A 17437-nucleotide genomic window follows, 5' to 3' on the forward strand; every position below is an offset into this window, starting at 1 on the left:
TCGGAGACTGCATACATGCCTTTCGTCGCAGACAAGCTGATCCTGTTTGGAGCCACCGGCGACCTGTCACAGCGCATGCTTCTCCCGTCATTGTGCGCCCTGAATGCCGATGGGCTTGTTGCCGACGATCTCAAAATCATCGGAACGGCACGGTCGGACCATGACGATGACAGCTTCCGCGCCTTTGCAGCAGACGCACTTGAAAAATACCTCCCGGATGACCGCAAGAGTGCAATCCCGGCCCTGCTCGCACGGCTGAGTTACCAGACGCTTGACGCTTCCAAGCCCGAAGGTTTTTCGGCTCTGGCGGGGAAAGCTGGCAAGGTAGACGACGGGCTTGCCATTTTCCTGTCAACCGCCCCTTCCCTGTTCGAACCCACAATAGCGGGTCTTGCAGCAGCCGGTCTGGCTGGCGAGCGGGTCAGAATCGGGCTTGAAAAGCCCCTTGGCACTGACCTGGAAAGCAGCCGACAGATCAACGATGCCGTATCGGCTGCTTTTACCGAAGACAGGATTTTCAGGATCGACCATTATCTTGGCAAGGAAACCGTCCAGAACCTTCTGGCGCTTCGTTTTGCCAATATCCTTTTTGAGCCACTGTGGAATGCAACGCATATCGAGCATGTTCAGATAACCGTTGCAGAAACTGTGGGGCTTGAAGGTCGCGTGGGGTTTTACGATGAGGCCGGCGCACTGCGCGACATGGTGCAAAACCATATGCTGCAATTGCTTGCGCTCGTCGCAATGGAGCCACCATCGAGTTTCGATTCAACGGCTGTTCGCGACGAAAAGGTCAAGGTGCTGCGTTCGCTTCGATATCTCGGCGAGGGTGACAGCGTGACTGGTCAATACCGTGCCGGGGCGATCGATGGGACGGCGGTCCCGGGCTATGACGAGGAACTCGGAAAACCCTCTGGGACAGAGACGTTTGTAGCCCTGAAGGCGCATATCGACAATTGGCGCTGGAAAGGCGTTCCCTTCTATTTGCGTACCGGCAAACGTTTGCCCCGCCGTGCGACCGAGATAGTTATCCAGTTCCGACGCGTACCCCATTCGATCTTTGCCGGCAAAGGAGCAACCACACAGCCCAACCGCCTGATCATCGGCATTCAGCCGGAGGAAAATATCCGTCTGTCTGTCATGGCAAAGGTCCCTGGTCTTGACCGTGGCGGCCTTCGTCTCAGGGAAGTGCCGCTGGACATTTCAATGCCCAATGCTTTTGCGGGCGTGAAGAAGCGGATTGCATATGAACGCCTGCTGCTTGATCTGATTGAGGGAGACCAGACGCTCTTTGTGCGCCGCGATGAAGTTGAGGCTCAGTGGGACTGGATCGATACAATACGAGCAGGTTGGAGTGAACATGGGATGGTTCCAAAACCCTATACCGCAGGAAGCTGGGGGCCGTCTGCGGCAATTGCGCTCGCAGAGCGTGAAGGAGTGACCTGGCATGAATAGGCTTGACCAGCGCATTGCTGCGGTAACCGAACGCATAGTTCGCCGCTCGGCAGACAGCCGCAAGCGCTATCTGGAAATGATTGCACGGGAAGGAAGCAAGGGCACCAACCGGTCCAACATTTCATGCGGGAATCTTGCTCACGGATTTGCGGCTTCGGGCGAGGACAAGCCGGTTATCCGCGCCGGGAGCGCCATGAATATTGGCATCGTCACCGCCTATAATGACATGTTGTCCGCTCATCAGCCCTACGGACGCTATCCGGAACAAATCAAGCTGTTTGCCCGCGAAGTTGGGGCGACCGCGCAGGTAGCTGGCGGCGTCCCGGCGATGTGCGACGGAGTCACGCAGGGCCAGGCAGGCATGGAACTTTCTTTGTTCAGCCGGGACGTCATTGCGATGGCGACGTCGGTTGGACTGAGCCATGCAATGTTTGAGGGTGCTCTGCTCCTGGGCATATGTGACAAGATCGTTCCCGGACTTCTGATCGGTGCATTGCGCTTCGGGCATCTCCCGATGATCCTCGTACCAGCGGGACCGATGCCGTCGGGGCTGGCCAACAAGGAAAAGGTCCGTGTTCGGCAGCTTTACGCCGAGGGAAAAGTCGGCCGTGCAGAACTCCTGGAGGCGGAGGCTGCGTCCTATCACAGCGCGGGCACGTGCACCTTTTACGGCACGGCCAATTCAAACCAGATGATGATGGAAATCATGGGGCTGCATATGCCCGGGTCCGCGTTCATAAACCCTGGCACAAAACTGCGCACCGCGCTGACAAGGGCCGCAACCCATCGATTGGCCGATATTGGGCAACACGGGAGCGATTATCGACCGCTTGGTCACTGCATCGACGAAAAGGCCATCGTCAATGCCTGCATCGGTCTTCTCGCGACCGGCGGTTCAACGAACCATGCCATCCATATTCCGGCAATTGCGCGCGCTGCGGGAATTGTGATCGACTGGGAGGATCTCGACGCACTTTCGGCTGCAGTGCCACTGATCGCAAACGTATACCCAAGCGGGCCCGGCGACGTGAACCAGTTTCAGGCAGCAGGCGGAATGGGTTTCGTGATCCGCGAGCTCTTGGCGGCAGGCCTCCTCCACCAAGATATCATGACCGTCGCCGGCCGGGATTTGAGCGATTATGCTCGTGAGCCGGTGATGGACGGGGACGAAATCGTCTGGCGCGATCTGCCAGCTGAGTCCGGAGACTTGTCAATGCTGCGAACGCCAGCGAACCCATTCTGTCCGGATGGGGGGATGCGCCTCGTGGCAGGAAACCTTGGCCGAGCAACATTCAAGACAAGCGCCGTCAATCCAAGTCTCTGGACCGTTGAAGCACCAGCCCGAGTGTTTCATTCCCAAGAGGATGTGCAGGCGGCCTTTAAAGCCGGTGAGCTGGACAGGGATGTGGTGATCGTCGTGCGATTCCAGGGACCACGCGCAAATGGCATGCCGGAACTCCACAAGCTGACGCCTGCGTTGGGCGTTTTGCAGGACAAGGGATACAAGGTTGCGCTCGTGACAGATGGGCGCATGTCAGGGGCATCTGGCAAGGTGCCGGCTGCAATTCATTGCACCCCGGAAGCGCTGAATGGGGGAGCAATTGGGCTTATCCAGGATGGGGACGTTATTCGCTTGTGTGCACATGACGGCCGTCTCGATGTCCTGGCGGATTTGCAAGGGCGAATGCCAGCGTCGCCACCACCAGTGCATGATGGCGTGGGGCGCGAACTTTTTGCCATGATGCGTTCAGGCGCTGACGGCGCTGAACAGGGAGCTTCTGCCATGCTGGCAGCCGCAGGCCTGTGAGAGAAATTGTTGCGGTCGATATCGGCGGAACGCACGCGCGCTTTGCGCTTGCACGCGTCGATGACGGTCGCGTTATGGAATTGGCAGAAGCAGCAACGCTGAAGACCGCAGACCACGCCAGCTTCCAGACTGCGTGGGAGGATTTTGGCCGCTTCATCGGCCGCCCTCTGCCAACAGCGACAGCAATTGCCATTGCCGCGCAGGTGCAAGGCGAAATCATCCGCTTCACGAACAACCCATGGATCATTCGCCCGGCGCTCATCTGCGAGAAACTCGGTGTTGAGACCTTTAGCCTGGTGAATGATTTCGAGGCCGTCGGCCATGCTGTGGCTCAAGTCGGAGACGACAGCTTCCAGCACCTTTGCGGACCCAATGTGGCCTTGCCGGAGACGGGCACAATCAGTGTTATCGGGCCCGGAACAGGACTTGGCGTGGCTCATGTCTTCAGAGACGGCAATCTCTACCGGGTGCAGGCAACTGAAGGCGGTCACATAGACTTTGCACCGCTCGACACGATCGAAGACCAGATCCTCGCCCATCTTCGGAAAAGCTATCGTCGCGTGTCTGTCGAACGCGTTGTGTCCGGTCCCGGCTTGGTAGAAATTTTCGAGGCTCTTGCAGCCATTGAGGGCCAGGCCATCCAGCGTTTTGACGACAAGGCGCTTTGGCAACTTGGCTTGTCGGGCGAAGACAGTTTGGCTGCAGCTGCGGTTGATCGTTTTTGCCTCTCTCTTGGAAGCGTTTCCGGCGACATAGCGCTCGCACAGGGCGGAAGCGGTGTCGTCATTGCAGGTGGGCTGGGCTTGCGGATCAAGGACGCGTTGTTGCGTTCCGGGTTCGCAGAGCGCTTCTGCGCAAAGGGGCGGTTTGAAGCCATGATGTCTCAGATACCCGTCAAACTCATCACACATCCCCAGCCAGGCCTTTTTGGCGCTGCCGCAGCCTTTGCAATGGAGCATCCCGAATGAAGCAGATCGAAATCATCATGCGGACTGCGCCAGTCATCCCCGTCCTTGTTATCGAAGATGCTGCTTTTGCCCGGCCTATTGCAGAAGCTTTGGTTGCAGGCGGACTCGCGGTGCTTGAGGTTACTCTCCGGACGCCCGCAGCGCTCGAAACGATTGCGGAGATGAAGGCGGTGGCCGGTGCAATTGTTGGCGCTGGAACCGTGTTGAATGAGGCAGATCTGCGGGCCAGCATTGATGCCGGAGCCGGGTTTATTGTCTCTCCAGGATTAACTGAGCCCCTTGGGAAAGCCGCCATTGCAAGCGGCATTCCCTTCCTGCCCGGCGTGGCCAATGCGGGTGATATCATGCGCGGGCTCGACATGGGATTGAGCCATTTCAAATTCTTTCCCGCCGAATCGAGCGGCGGAATTTCTGCACTCAGGGCACTTGCGGCCCCCTTCCATCAATGCCGTTTCTGTCCGACCGGCGGCATCACCGCTGCAACCGCACAGAACTGGCTGTCACTCGCGCCGGTTCTTTGCGTAGGAGGCAGCTGGGTCGTGGATAAGGGGGTGCCAGATCGCTCCGTGATCGAGTCCAAGGCGCGAGAAGCGGCCCTTTTGCGATAACGAAAGCAGGTCAGCCTTCGAAATTGTCGGCAACGAATCGATTGAGCAACCGAACGCCATATCCGGTCGCGCCCTTGTCCCAGACTGCGCCAGGCTTCGATGCCCAGACCATGCCGGCAATATCCAGATGTGCCCATTTGACGCCGTCATCGACAAAGCGCTGAAGGAATTGCGCTGCGGTGATTGATCCAGCTTCGCGTGGTCCGACATTCTTGATATCAGCGATCGGGCTGTCGATGAGTTTGTCGTAGGCAGGCGACAAAGGGAAACGCCAAAGCGGATCGCCAGCAGCCTTGCCTGCCTTGATCAGCGACTCAGCAAGGTCATCGTCATTCGAGAAGATGCCGGCATGCTCAAAGCCAAGCGAAATGATCATGGCACCAGTCAGTGTTGCAAGGTCCACCATGACCTTGGGCGAATATTTCTTCTGAACCCACGTCATGGCATCGCACAGGACCAATCGTCCTTCGGCGTCAGTGTTGATAACTTCGATCGTCTGCCCGGACATGGATGTCACCACGTCGCCTGGCCTCTGCGCATTTCCATCCGGCATGTTCTCGACAAGCGCGCAGACACCGACAACATGGGCATTGGCCTTGCGCGTCGCGAGGGCCAGCATCGTGCCGGCTACCGCGCCTGCCCCGCCCATGTCCCATTTCATGTCTTCCATGCCGGCGGGCGGCTTCAGCGAAATACCGCCTGTGTCGAACGTCACGCCCTTTCCGACCAGGACAACCGGCGGAGACTTTTTGCCGCCAGTTCCATCCCAGCGCATGACGAGCAGCTGGGGCTCTCGAACTGATCCTTGCGACACACCAAGCAGCGCGCCCATGCCGGCAGCCTCCATCTCGCTGCGCCCCAGAACTTCGATTTCCACACCTAGATCCGCAAGCTTCCGGCAGCGCTCGACAAAACTCACGGGAAAAACAATATTTGCGGGCTCTGTCACCAGTTCGCGCGTAAATGCCACGCCCTCAACAACACCGCGCGCTGCATCCCAGGCCGATGCGCTGCCGTCCGGCGCGCCGCAAATGCTTACAGACTGCAATGTGGGCTTCTGCTTTTCAGGGAGCTTTGTCCGATAGACATCATAGCGCCAGCCGCGCAGCGCGATGCCGGAGGCCAACCGGGCAACAGCCTCCGCGGATGGTTTGATCGCCAATCCAGAAAGATCAATGACGGCCTCGGTTTCGCCGGATGTCAAAAGTCGCGCGACGACTGCTGCACCAAGCTTTTCGAAATCCTCAACTGTGCCCTTGCCTGCCCCCCCAAGGATGACGCGTCGAGTGCCACCATCATGCACGACAAATGCATCGCTGACGCTGCCTGCATCGCCTTCAAAGCGCTGCGCTGCACCGGCAGAGCGCAAGAGAGCCACGTTTTCGGGAGACAGTCCGGGAAGTGTCGCTGCACTCAGTCCATCTTTTACGACCGGAAGGATGAGCGTTCCAGTCGTGGGGCTGGCTGTCACAAGCGAAATGGCGATCATATGCGTTCCTTGAATTCATGGGTGCCGCACGCGCGGCGAATCGTCGAAACAAGCTGTTAGCCTGCCAATCGCAAGGCCGCAAAACTGCGAAGCCCGATTGCGGCAAGAGCCATCCGGTGCGATAGGCGAGAAAATGATAATCATGCGTGGATTCTTGTGATTTATAATCGTCAAACGGGACTGGCTGCTGCGGCAACGATTCTGGCCATGTCGTCCGTGCAGGCACTTGCACAGGTGCCAGCAGAGTCAGCGCAACCCACTGAGGCTGCTGACGAAGCGGCTGTCGATTTTGCGGCCAATGGTCTCGAATATGACAATGAGGCCGATGTCGTTACAGCAAAGGGCGATGTGATCATGACGCGTGAAGGCAACCGCCTTCGCGCCGATCAGGTCTCCTGGGATCGAAAGTCTGGGCGAGTCATTGCTTCTGGCAACGTTTCGGTGACCAACCCCGGCGGTGACATCGCCTATGGAGACTCGATCGAGCTCACGGATACGCTCAAGGACGGCGCGGTCGAAAACCTGCTGATTGTGATGACAGATGGGGGTCGGCTGGCCGCCGCGCGAGGGACGCGCAAGAACGGCACAAGCGAACTCGATCGGGCTGTCTATAGTCCGTGTTCAGTTGAGGACTCCGATGGCTGCCCAAAGAATCCCTCCTGGAAAATAACAGCTGCGCGTGTCGTTCACGACCCGGTCAAGAATCGCATACGATACAAGAATGCCCGCCTGGATATTTTTGGCCTCCCCGTCATCGCGCTTCCGGGCTTTTCGCACCCGGCCGACAATCGTGGTGGCTCGGGCTTGCTCGTTCCCGACGTGCAATATTCGCGGAACAATGGATTCGAAATATCCGCTCCTGTATTCTTCAAGATTGCCCCAAATCGCGATCTGACGCTGACCCCTCATATTTACACTGACGTGCTGCCAGCGCTGCAAGCCAACTTTCGCGCGCTCACGACACATGGAGCCTTCCAGATTGGTGGCTTTGCGACCTATGGGAGCCGTATCCCCACGTCTTCCACAACGTTGCAGCAAGCACGCGAATTCCGTGGCTACATTGATGCAAACGGGCGCTTTCAGCTGAATCGGCGCTGGAGTGTCTCAGGCTCGCTACGTCTGGCGACCGATCGGACGTTCCTGCGTCGCTATGATATTTCCCGCGATGACCGTTTGCGTTCGACGATCGATCTCCAGCGGCTGACAAGAACCAGCTTCTTCTCCTTGTCCGGTTGGGGGTTGCAGACGTTGCGCTCGGGCGATTCTCAGGGACAAATACCAATTGCCGTCCCCCTCGTTGACTATCGCAAGCGCTTCAACGATCCGGTCGTCGGCGGGAATGTGGAACTTCAGCTTAACAGTCTGGCGCTCGCGAGAACGAGTGGCCAAGATACGCAGCGAAGCTTTGCGAGTGCCCGCTGGGATTTGCGCCGATTTACCAATCTCGGTCAGGAATTGCAGCTGACGGGATTTGCCCGCGGAGATGTATACCATACAGACGAAGCCGGTCGGACTCTGACGGCCCTCTATCGCGGCAGCAATGGCTGGCACAGTCGATTCATTGGTGCGGTGGCCGCCGAAATTCGCTGGCCTTTTTTTGGTCCGGCTTTTGGTGGAACCCAGCGTCTGACCCCACGGCTTCAAATTGTCGCGTCGCCCAGTACGCCGAACCTCTCCTTGCCCAATGAGGACGCCAGATCGGTAGACTTGGAAGACAGCAACCTGTTCGCGCTCAATCGCTTTCCCGGTTATGACAGATGGGAAGATGGTGCGCGTGTAACCTATGGTTTGGACTGGGCCCTCGATCTTGCCGGTTTTTCGCTCCAGGCAAATATCGGCCAGAGTTACCGTCTTTCGAGCCAGCCCGTCATTTTCCCGAATGGAACCGGCCTGACCGATCGGACGTCCGACATCGTAGGGCGCACAACGCTCAAGTTCAGGCGCTTCGTCAGCATTACGCACAGGTACAGGCTCGACAAGGACAGCCTCGCGGTCCGCAGGAACGAAATTGACGCCACGATCGGTTCGGAAAAGACCTATGCGGTTATTGGGTACCTTCGCCTGAATCGCGATGTCGACCCCCTGATCGAGGATTTGCGAGATCGCGAAGAAATCAGGCTTGGTGGACGCATCCAGTTCGCGCGCTACTGGTCAATCTTCGGTTCTGCCATTGTCGATCTGACCGACAAGAATGAAGACGCGCAATCGCTGTCCGATGGATATGAGCCCGTCCGGCATCGCCTGGGCATTGCCTATGAAGATGATTGCATCAAGCTCGGCGTGACATGGCGGCGAGACTATGATCGCAGTGGGGATGCGCGCAGGGGAAATACCTATCAATTGACGCTATCCTTACGCAATCTTGGTCGCTAAACGCGGCTTTCCACGAGAGGGGTGTCAGCATCCGTTCAGCCGCACACGGTTATCGGGTTGCTTGACCGAATAGATATGTCAGGGCTTGCTCCAAGATGATCCCGTTTTTTCGTTATGGCTTTCCGCTAGCTCTTGCGGCGGCTTTGTCTTCAATTGCCAACGCTCAAGCCGTTGGCGAAGACGAACCTGTAGCTCAGTCGGGCCTGAACCTGCCTTCGACGTTGACTACCTTTGGCAAGGTCGAACCGACACTTCGCAAGGCAACGGCAATCGTCAATGGCGAAATCATCACGGGAACGGATGTTGAGCAGCGGCTGGCCCTGATAATTCTTGCGAATGGCGGGAAAGTTCCGGATGAGGAACGCGACAGGCTGCGGGTTCAGGTTCTTCGAAACCTGATCGACGAAGTGCTCCAGATTCAGGAAGCCAAGGCAAACAAGATTGAAGTCACTGAAGATGACATCAACCGCACCTATGCCCGGGTGTCGCAGAATTTCAAACGTACGCCCGAAAAAATGTCGGAGTATCTCCGCGAAGTCGGGTCCTCTGATCGGTCCATTCGTCGCCAGATTCAGGCGGAGGCGGCCTGGAGCCGGCTGCTTCGGCGGAAGGTGGAAGTGAACATCAGTGATGCCGAAGTGAACGGGATCATCGATCGACTCAAAGCTGCACGCGGCACGAGCGAATATAGAGTCGGAGAGATTTTTCTCTCCGCTACGCCTGAGAACAGCCAGGAAATTTTTGCAAACGGCCGCAAGATCATCGACCAGGTGCGGCAGGGCGGCTCATTCGCAGCCTATGCTCGGCAATTTTCGGAAGCCTCCACTGCGGTTCAGGGCGGTGATCTAGGCTGGGTCCGCGCAGCACAATTGCCCGATGAGCTGGCAAAGGCCGTGCAGGAAATTCAGGTCGGCCAGATTGTTGGCCCGATAGCGGTGCCAGGCGGCTTTTCGATTCTTTATCTGACCGATTCCCGAAAGGTCCTGACAGCTGATCCGCGTGATGCTGTCCTTGCGCTTCGCCAGATGGGTATGACATTCAAGGACGGAATGACTGCCGCGGAGGCGCAAGCGAAAGCCACCGCTTTTGCCCAGGCGACGCAGAATATGGGTGGTTGCGGCAAGGTAGAAGAAACGGCTGCAAAAATTGGTGCCGAAGTTGTCGACAATGATCAGGTTCGCGTGCGTGATTTGCCACCACCACTTCAGGAGATGCTTCTGAAGTTGCAGATTGGCCAGGCGACGCCGCCGTTCGGCTCCCAAAAAGAAGGCGTTCGTGTGCTGGTTCTGTGTGGTCGTGACGATCCACAAGTTTCAAGCGATCCGTCATTTGACCAGATCATGGCCCAACTGGAAGAGGAGCGCGTTGGTCGAAGGGCGCAACGTTACCTCCGCGATTTGCGCCGGGATGCGGTGATTGACTATCGCTAAGACGATTGCGCCGCTGGCCGTTGCGCTTGGCGACCCTTCGGGCATTGGTCCCGAAGTCACTGCAAAAGCCTGGATGGCGCGAGACATAGCCAGACTCCACACCTTTTTTGCAGTGGGAGATGCACGATCCATTGAAGCCGTATGGAGGGGCCCTGTCGCTCGTATATCCGATCCAAGCCATGCAGCCGACGTGTTTCAAACAGCCTTGCCCGTCATAGAAGTCGAAGATGCGGGCTTGATCTCTCCTGGCCAGCCAAATCAGGAAGGCGCAAGATGCGCCCTTGCGTCGCTCGAAATGGCTGTCGGACTGGCCCGATCAGACTCGGTAAGTGCGCTGGTGACTGGACCTGTTTCCAAGATCAATCTTTACGAAATTGGCTTCACACACCCCGGCCAGACCGAATTCGTTGCTGAAAGATGTGGAATCGCTTCCGCAAATGCGGTCATGATGCTCGCTGGGCCCACCCTGCGCGTCGTTCCAATGACAACGCACCTCCCCTTGGGGGTCGTCAAGGATCGATTGAGCATAGACCTGCTCGTTTCAAAGGGACGCGCAACGGCGAAAGGTCTTGCCCGTAACTTCGGAATTGAAAAGCCTCGTCTGGCCTTTGCGGGTTTCAACCCCCATGCTGGCGAAATGGGCGCATTGGGGCGCGAAGAGATCGAAATCATTGCGCCTGCCGTTGCCCAACTGTGCTCAGAAGGGATCGATGCTGTTGGCCCAATGGCAAGCGATGCGATGTTCCATCCACGCGCGCGCGCAACCTATGACGCTGCGATGTGTTGCTATCATGACCAAGCTCTCATTCCCTTGAAGACGCTGCATTTCGATGATGGCGTCAATATCACTCTCGGCCTTCCCATTGTCCGGACCTCGCCTGATCATGGAACGGCATTCGACATTGCCGGGCAAGACAAGGCTGAACCCGGAGCAATGATTGCTGCCATTCAGATGGCAGCAAGCGCTGCGCATTGGCGTACCCTCTGTCAGTGACGGTAAAACTTCCGCCACTTCGTGACGTGATTGCCCGTTATGGGCTGCAAGCGGAAAAATCGCTCGGCCAGAATTTTCTTCTCGACGGGCAGTTGCTTGACAGGATTGCAGCGATACCGGGTCGCCTTCAAGACACGCCGGTCTATGAAGTCGGGCCCGGGCCCGGGGGATTGACCCGGGCACTGCTCAAGGCTGGTGCACTCGTTACCGTTGTCGAGCGCGACCGCAGGTGCATTCCTGCACTCAATGAGCTTGAAGCTGCGCATCCGGGCCAACTCAGGATTATTGAAGGAGATGCCCTGTCTATTCCTTTGGAAGACATTCTGCCCGACGGAGGGGCCATTGTCTCAAACTTGCCATATAATGTCGGTTCCGCCTTGCTTGTTAAGTGGCTTACTGAGCAAAGCTGGCCTCCACGCTGGTCAAGCCTGACCTTGATGTTTCAGCGCGAAGTGGCCGACCGTATCGTTGCCGGGGCTGGAACCGATGCATTCGGGCGTTTGTCGGTCCTCGCCCAATGGCGCGCCAAGGCTCGTATTGCCCTGGCGGTGCATCGCTCTGCATTCACGCCGCCGCCAAAGGTCATGTCGGCAGTGGTGAACATCGTTCCCACCGAACAGCCTGAGGGGGTAAATATTGCCGGATTGGAAGCGATCACGGCCGCAGCCTTTGGCCAGCGGCGCAAGATGCTGAGGCAAAGCCTGAAATCGCTGCCGCGCGCACTCGAAGCCCTTGAAGCGGCAGGCATTGCTGCAGACCGGCGACCAGAAACTCTCGCAATCGAGGAATTTGTTGCGCTGGCGCGCGCCTATTGCTGTTTGACGGGTTCCGTTACGACTGGCTTGGGCTGAACGGCCTGCGCGGACATGACGGGGGCCGCGCTGCCTTTTTCAATTGCGACCGCCAGTTGCTGTTGTTCGGGACAGGCCGCAATGCAAAGTTGCTTGATACGGGCAAGATTTTCCTTGGCCTTGGTGATTGCACCCTTGGCGACCATGGCCTCACCCTGGCCGGCCAGAGCCGCAATGTCGTTCGGTTCAATAAGGAGCGCCTCGCGATAGAAGCGAATTGCCTTTCCCGGTAAGCCCTGCTTTTCGGCAACACGAGCAAGGGCTACAAATGCTCCACGATTCCGTGGGTCCACGGCCAGCGCGGTTTCGAGCAAGCCAGCCGCCTCATCAAATTTGCCAGCGGCTGAAAGCTGGTTTGCCTGAGCCATGAGAGCGAGGGACTGTGGAAGAATCTTGGAATCAGGGCGCTGCCCATGGCCGACACTGGCGACAGTCAACAACGCAAGCGACAGGGCAAGAACAGGCGGCGAAAAACGCATGATAAACTCCAAGCGAACAGACTTCCCCATAATTAGCAGTGTCTTGCCAGTCTTGCGATGAAAAAACCATCCGTGCCGTCATGGGCCGGCGAAAGACGCTTTCCTTGCCCCACTGCTTGGCCGGGCAGTGAACTCAGATCATGGGCCTCCCAGTTCTGCCGGTTCTGAAGAAATGCATCAATCTGTGCAGCGCCCTCTGCTTCGATCAAAGAACAGACAGCATAAACAAGCGTGCCTCCGGGCTTTACCAGATGGGCACCAAGTTCAAGGACGTGCGCCTGTAGCGCCGTAAGCCGATCAAGCCGCTCCTGTGTCAATCGCCATCGCGCCTCAGGATTTCGCCGTAACGTGCCGCTTCCCGAACAGGGAGCGTCGATCAGAACATGATCGGCCTGCCCTACCAGATCGGCTAGCCTTTGCATTTCCTCGCCGGGATTGAGCAACCTGGTTTCAATTCCCGTGACACCGGCCCGTTCCGCCCGTGGAGCCAGCCGCTGCAGCCTGTCGCGATTGGTGTCGCAAGCAACGAGGTGCCCTTCTCCGCCCGTGGCCGCGGCAAGCGCAAGTGTCTTCCCACCAGCGCCAGCGCACAAATCGACGACCGTCATCCCTGGAGCAACCGCGCTGGCTGCCACAACCCACTGGCTACCTGCATCCTGAACTTCAATTCCGCCCTCGGTCCAGGCAGCGTAATCGTCTATGCGGATATTCTCGCACAGCCGGATTGCATCGGGCAGGCCAACGATAGGCTGTGCACTTGGCAATTCGACCAGAATGGTCTCAAATTTCGCCTTGGCCCTGTTGACCCGCAAATCCATCGGCGCACGCGAGAGCAGTGCCTCATGGTCTTCTTCCGGGATCAGGCTTCCAAGCCAGGCGGGCAATAGCGACCGCGTGGCAGTCAGCTCTCCATCTTCAATTGGCGCCGGACCGTAGGGTGAACCATCGAACAGATCGACATCCTTGCCGAGAAGGCCAAGCATTGCAGCACGACCACTCTCCGGCATTTCGCCAAAGGCCCTGATCGCCGCATAAACATGCTCTCGGATCGCGCGCTTGTCCTTTGATCCCGCATATCGATGGCCCCGGATCCAATCACCAATGATGGTATCGGCTGCCGGGCCATTTCGCCGGGCAGATTCGATCACGCGGTCGAGAATCTCTATAGCGGCCTGGACGCGCGCCGCTGGCCTCATGGCTCAGCGTGTCGGATAGTTCGGGGCTTCACGCGTGATGGTCACGTCATGGACGTGGCTTTCGCTCAAGCCGGCATTGGTGATCTGGATGAACTGCGCGCGCTTCTGCAAGTCCGCGATTGTGGCTGCACCAGTATAGCCCATGGCCGCCTTCACACCGCCTACCAATTGATGAATCACGTCGCGTGCAGGGCCTTTGTATGCGACTTGACCTTCCACGCCTTCCGGCACGAGCTTCAGCTGGTCCTTGATGTCCTGCTGGAAATAGCGATCTGCTGAACCCCGCGCCATTGCGCTCACGGAGCCCATGCCGCGATAGGACTTGTACGCTCGTCCCTGATAGAGAAATGTTTCGCCTGGCGCTTCCGCCGTTCCGGCAAGCAGGGATCCGACCATCACGCATGACGCGCCGGCCGCAAGCGCCTTTGCGATATCGCCTGATGTCCGCAGTCCACCGTCGGCAATAACCGGGATGCCCGACTTGGCCGCTTCCGCCGCCGAATCCATTACAGCAGTCAATTGCGGCACGCCGACACCCGCAACCACGCGTGTCGTGCAGATCGAGCCCGGACCGATCCCGACCTTGATGCCGTCGGCTCCCGCGTCGATCAGCGCTCGCGTTGCCTCCGCCGTCGCGACATTGCCGGCAACAATCTGGAGCGAATTGGAAATCTTGCGAATGCGTTCGACGGCCTGGGCAACCATTTTCGAATGGCCATGCGCAGTATCGAGGACAATCAGATCGCATTCCGCGTCGATCAGCGCCTCGGTGCGCGCAAAACCTGCGTCGCCCACCGTTGTTGCTGCGGCAACCCGCAGCCGTCCGGTCGCATCCTTGGTGGCGTCAGGATAATTGACTGCCTTCTCGATATCCTTGACAGTGATAAGGCCCACACAGCGGAAATCATCATCGACAACCAGCAACTTTTCGATCCGCCGGTGATGCAAAAGCCGCTGCGCCTCGGATTGGTCTACCCCAGATTTCACCGTTGCCAGGTTTTCGTGCGTCATCAGTTCGCTGACCGGCTGGTTCGGGTTTTCGGCAAAGCGGACGTCGCGGTTGGTGAGAATGCCCACAAGTTTGCCCGAGGATTCAACTACCGGAATGCCCGAAATCTTGTTTGCGGCCATGATCGCCTTTGCATCGGCGAGCGTCGCAGTCGGTTCGATCGTGATCGGATTGACAACCATACCCGATTCAAACCGCTTGACCTGCCGGACTGCCGCGGCCTGCTCATCAATGTCCATATTGCGGTGAAGCACGCCAATGCCGCCGAGTTGCGCCATGACAATCGCCATGTCCGCTTCAGTCACAGTATCCATGGCAGACGAAAGGATCGGAATATTGAGCGTGATATCGCGCGTGAGCCGCGTCGACGTATTGGCTTGGCTGGGCAAGAGTTCGGACGCGCCCGGCTGGAGCAGCACGTCGTCAAATGTCAGTCCCAATCGGATATCCATGGCCAGCAATCGTCTTTCAAGAATCGAATCGTGGCGGCCCATGTAACCAGTGATTGGGTGAGTGGCTAGAGCGCCCCTGCACGCACGAGCAACCGTCGCGCCATCTCCACGTGCATTGTCTCGATCATGCGGTCCCGAAACCGCTCTGCTCCGCCAGAAGCCGCTGCAATCAGTGCGCGTGCATCCTCAATTTCTGCCGCGCTCGGCGAAAAGCTTCTATTGGCAATGTCGATCTGGTTCGGGTGGATGAGAGTCTTCCCGTCGAACCCCAGAGACCGACCGTGCGCACAGTGCGCGGCAAGAGCATCCGGATCAGCAAGATCATTGAACACACCATCGAACGCCCAGATACCGGAGGCACGCGCCGCAAGCACGATAAGCTGGAGTGAAAGGCTCATGCCGTCCCGATTGCCGGCGTCCGGCAGGTGCAGCGTATTGGCCAAATCATTGGTCCCCGCAATAAGCCCGGCGACACCATTCGCAGCGCCAATCTCCGGAGCACGGAGCACGCCCAGCGGCGTTTCGATCATTGCCAGCAGCGGTTTCCCGATCCGCGTCGAAATCGTAGCAGCCGCATTGGCATCTTCGACCTTTGGCACAACGAACAGGTCGCTCGCGGAGGCAGACACTGCTGCCACGTCATCTTCATGCCAAGGCGTTTCAGAGCCGTTGATACGGATCGCTGTCAATTTTCCAGGGAAGCCGGCACTGACTGCTTCAAAGGCGGCCTTGCGCGCGGCATCCTTGTCCTCGGGTCTTACAGCATCTTCAAGATCGAGAATGACGAGGTCTTCGGCCAGTCCCCGCGCCTTTTCGATCGCCCGCGGATTCGATGCAGGCAAATAGAGCGCAGATCGCGGCGGCAGGAAATCGGAGAGGTTCATCCGATTATGCTTGGCGCATCGCGCGGCAGACGGCAATATCTACCGCAATTACTCGGGAGGGAAATTCATGGGCGTGTTTGTTCTGGTCGTGATGGTGCTGGCCATCCTGTTTCTGTTCATGGGCGTCACAGTCGTCCGGCAGGGTTATGTCTATACCGTTGAGCGCTTTGGCCGTTTCACCAACACGGCACCGCCGGGCTTCAATTTCATCCTGCCTTTCATCGATCGCGTCGGACGCAAGGTGAACATGATGGAACAGGTGCTGGATATTCCCGGGCAGGAGATCATCACCAAGGACAATGCGATGGTCGCAGTGGATGGCGTTGTCTTCTTCCAGGTGCTCGATGCACCGAAGGCCGCCTATGAGGTTTCCGACCTCTACGTCGCGATCATGCAGCTGATGACGACCAACCTGCGAACAGTGATGGGCGGGCTCGACCTTGATGAAACGCTTTCGAAGCGCGACCAGATCAATGCCCAACTGCTTTCCGTGGTCGATTTGGCAACTGAAGCCTGGGGCGTGAAGGTCACGCGCGTCGAACTGAAGGACATTCGTCCGCCTGCGGATATTGTGAACGCAATGACCCGGCAGATGAAGGCGGAGCGTGAAAAGCGCGCGACCATTCTTGAATCGGAAGCAGCGCGGCAGAACGAGATCAACCGCGCAGAAGGCCTGAAGCAGGCCCAGATCCTCGAGGCCGAAGGACGAAAGGCGTCTGCCTTCCTCGATGCAGAAGCGCGCGAACGCTCGGCCGCTGCTGAAGCCAAGGCAACACAACTTGTGTCTGACGCGATTGCAGGCGGCAACACCAAGGCAATCAACTATTTCGTCGCACAAAAATATGTCGAGGCGATCAGCCAGTTTGCGACCTCCCCCAATGCAAAGACGATCCTCTTCCCGGTCGAAGCAACGGCACTCATCGGAACATTGGGCGGGATTGGCGAACTCGCAAAGGACGCATTGGCAAAAGACAAGTAATCGGGAGCGAGAGATGATGGATTGGATCAACGGATGGGACCCGGACTGGTTCTGGCTGGTCGCGGGTGTGGTTCTGGCAATCGCCGAGATTCTCGTGCCAGGATTTTTCATGATCTGGCTTGCAGCGGCGGCGATTGTCACCGGCTTGATTGCGATGCTCCTTCCGATTGCGATGCCGTTCCAGGTCTTGCTCTTTGCGGCGCTTGCCGTCGCAGCCGTTTACGCAGGTCGGCGCTGGTTCGCGCGCAACCCGATCGAGTCGACTGACCCCAAGCTCAATGATCGAGGCGCACGACTTGTTGGAGAAACCGTGACGGTCGTTGAGGCGATCAGCAACGGCAGGGGCCGCGTCAAAGTCGGCGACGGGGTCTGGATCGCAAAAGGACCAGACGCAGCCGTAGGTGCCAACGTCCGCGTTACAGGCAGCGACGGGTCAACCTTGCTTGTAGAGGACGCCTGATTG

The 17437-nt window shown here is 58.0% G+C and carries 15 protein-coding genes; 10 read left to right on the forward strand and 5 right to left on the reverse strand.

All coding sequences use genetic code 11. The features are described 5' to 3' along the window. The first annotated feature begins 15 nt into the window (after positions 1-15). From zwf to eda, 4 genes are read left to right on the forward strand one after another with little or no spacing between them, the layout of a single operon-like run. Positions 16-1455 (forward strand): glucose-6-phosphate dehydrogenase, encoded by a 1440-nt coding sequence (gene zwf / locus K0O24_RS13795; protein WP_219893286.1) that lies wholly within the window; start codon positions 16-18, stop codon positions 1453-1455. Beyond that, the gene (edd, locus tag K0O24_RS13800; RefSeq protein WP_219893287.1) at positions 1448-3262 is read left to right on the forward strand and encodes a phosphogluconate dehydratase; all 1815 of its coding nucleotides are present in this window, start codon (positions 1448-1450) and stop codon (positions 3260-3262) included. Before zwf ends, edd begins: the two co-directional genes overlap by 8 nt. Further along, positions 3259-4230 (forward strand): glucokinase, encoded by a 972-nt coding sequence (locus tag K0O24_RS13805; RefSeq protein ID WP_219893288.1) that lies wholly within the window; start codon positions 3259-3261, stop codon positions 4228-4230. Before edd ends, K0O24_RS13805 begins: the two co-directional genes overlap by 4 nt. Beyond that, entirely contained in the window at positions 4227-4838 is a 612-nt protein-coding gene (gene eda, locus K0O24_RS13810) for a bifunctional 4-hydroxy-2-oxoglutarate aldolase/2-dehydro-3-deoxy-phosphogluconate aldolase (protein WP_219893289.1), read from the forward strand. Before K0O24_RS13805 ends, eda begins: the two co-directional genes overlap by 4 nt. Positions 4839-4848: 10 nt before the next feature. Here eda and K0O24_RS13815 read toward each other — a convergent pair whose 3' ends face one another. Beyond that, positions 4849-6324, reverse strand: a complete 1476-nt coding sequence (locus K0O24_RS13815; RefSeq protein ID WP_425514781.1) for a leucyl aminopeptidase — start codon at positions 6322-6324, stop codon at positions 4849-4851. 210 nt (positions 6325-6534) lie between these two features. Here K0O24_RS13815 and K0O24_RS13820 point away from each other — a divergent pair, with 210 nt between their 5' ends. The 4 genes from K0O24_RS13820 to rsmA all read left to right on the forward strand — a co-directional run bounded on the left by K0O24_RS13820 (position 6535) and on the right by rsmA (position 11975). After that, positions 6535-8700, forward strand: coding sequence for an LPS-assembly protein LptD (locus K0O24_RS13820; RefSeq protein WP_219895651.1), 2166 nt, complete (start codon positions 6535-6537; stop codon positions 8698-8700). 95 nt (positions 8701-8795) lie between these two features. Beyond that, positions 8796-10130, forward strand: a complete 1335-nt coding sequence (locus K0O24_RS13825) for a peptidylprolyl isomerase (RefSeq protein WP_219893291.1) — start codon at positions 8796-8798, stop codon at positions 10128-10130. Beyond that, entirely contained in the window at positions 10117-11124 is a 1008-nt protein-coding gene (gene pdxA / locus K0O24_RS13830) for a 4-hydroxythreonine-4-phosphate dehydrogenase PdxA (protein WP_425514744.1), read from the forward strand. Before K0O24_RS13825 ends, pdxA begins: the two co-directional genes overlap by 14 nt. Continuing rightward, positions 11121-11975 (forward strand): 16S rRNA (adenine(1518)-N(6)/adenine(1519)-N(6))-dimethyltransferase RsmA, encoded by an 855-nt coding sequence (gene rsmA / locus K0O24_RS13835; RefSeq protein ID WP_219893292.1) that lies wholly within the window; start codon positions 11121-11123, stop codon positions 11973-11975. The genes pdxA and rsmA overlap by 4 nt, the downstream gene beginning before the upstream one ends. Here the strand turns inward: rsmA and K0O24_RS13840 are convergent. The 4 genes from K0O24_RS13840 to K0O24_RS13855 all read right to left on the reverse strand — a co-directional run bounded on the left by K0O24_RS13840 (position 11933) and on the right by K0O24_RS13855 (position 15995). Continuing rightward, positions 11933-12454, reverse strand: a complete 522-nt coding sequence (locus K0O24_RS13840; RefSeq protein ID WP_219893293.1) for a tetratricopeptide repeat protein — start codon at positions 12452-12454, stop codon at positions 11933-11935. The genes rsmA and K0O24_RS13840 overlap by 43 nt on opposite strands. 32 nt (positions 12455-12486) lie before the next feature. Then, positions 12487-13650: an RsmB/NOP family class I SAM-dependent RNA methyltransferase gene (locus K0O24_RS13845; protein ID WP_219893294.1), complete on the reverse strand. Its 1164-nt coding sequence runs from the start codon at positions 13648-13650 to the stop codon at positions 12487-12489. 3 nt (positions 13651-13653) lie between these two features. Then, the gene (gene guaB / locus K0O24_RS13850) at positions 13654-15111 is read right to left on the reverse strand and encodes an IMP dehydrogenase (RefSeq protein WP_219893295.1); all 1458 of its coding nucleotides are present in this window, start codon (positions 15109-15111) and stop codon (positions 13654-13656) included. 65 nt (positions 15112-15176) lie between these two features. Beyond that, complete coding sequence (locus K0O24_RS13855; protein ID WP_219893296.1) at positions 15177-15995, reverse strand: HpcH/HpaI aldolase/citrate lyase family protein; 819 nt, start codon at positions 15993-15995, stop codon at positions 15177-15179. Between the two features lie 67 nt (positions 15996-16062). Here K0O24_RS13855 and K0O24_RS13860 point away from each other — a divergent pair, with 67 nt between their 5' ends. Beyond that, the gene (locus K0O24_RS13860; RefSeq protein ID WP_219893297.1) at positions 16063-16974 is read left to right on the forward strand and encodes an SPFH domain-containing protein; all 912 of its coding nucleotides are present in this window, start codon (positions 16063-16065) and stop codon (positions 16972-16974) included. A gap of 13 nt (positions 16975-16987) precedes the next feature. Beyond that, a complete protein-coding gene (locus tag K0O24_RS13865) occupies positions 16988-17434 on the forward strand; it encodes an NfeD family protein (protein WP_219893298.1) in 447 nt (148 codons plus the stop codon). Positions 17435-17437: the final 3 nt, after the last annotated feature.

Origin of the sequence: Aquisediminimonas profunda, from assembly GCF_019443285.1 — a bacterium.
Lineage (GTDB): Bacteria > Pseudomonadota > Alphaproteobacteria > Sphingomonadales > Sphingomonadaceae > Aquisediminimonas > Aquisediminimonas profunda.

Excerpts from the sequence above, each read along its gene's own strand:
- zwf (WP_219893286.1), top strand. The coding sequence starts at position 16 with ATGCCTTTCGTCGCAGACAAGCTGATCCTGTTTGGAGCCACCGGCGAC.
- edd (WP_219893287.1), top strand. The coding sequence starts at position 1,448 with ATGAATAGGCTTGACCAGCGCATTGCTGCGGTAACCGAACGCATAGTT.
- eda (WP_219893289.1), top strand. The coding sequence starts at position 4,227 with ATGAAGCAGATCGAAATCATCATGCGGACTGCGCCAGTCATCCCCGTC.
- K0O24_RS13820 (WP_219895651.1), top strand. The coding sequence starts at position 6,535 with ATGTCGTCCGTGCAGGCACTTGCACAGGTGCCAGCAGAGTCAGCGCAA.
- K0O24_RS13825 (WP_219893291.1), top strand. The coding sequence starts at position 8,796 with ATGATCCCGTTTTTTCGTTATGGCTTTCCGCTAGCTCTTGCGGCGGCT.
- K0O24_RS13840 (WP_219893293.1), bottom strand. The coding sequence starts at position 12,454 with ATGCGTTTTTCGCCGCCTGTTCTTGCCCTGTCGCTTGCGTTGTTGACT.
- K0O24_RS13845 (WP_219893294.1), bottom strand. The coding sequence starts at position 13,650 with ATGAGGCCAGCGGCGCGCGTCCAGGCCGCTATAGAGATTCTCGACCGC.
- guaB (WP_219893295.1), bottom strand. The coding sequence starts at position 15,111 with ATGGATATCCGATTGGGACTGACATTTGACGACGTGCTGCTCCAGCCG.
- K0O24_RS13855 (WP_219893296.1), bottom strand. The coding sequence starts at position 15,995 with ATGAACCTCTCCGATTTCCTGCCGCCGCGATCTGCGCTCTATTTGCCT.
- K0O24_RS13860 (WP_219893297.1), top strand. The coding sequence starts at position 16,063 with ATGGGCGTGTTTGTTCTGGTCGTGATGGTGCTGGCCATCCTGTTTCTG.
- K0O24_RS13865 (WP_219893298.1), top strand. The coding sequence starts at position 16,988 with ATGATGGATTGGATCAACGGATGGGACCCGGACTGGTTCTGGCTGGTC.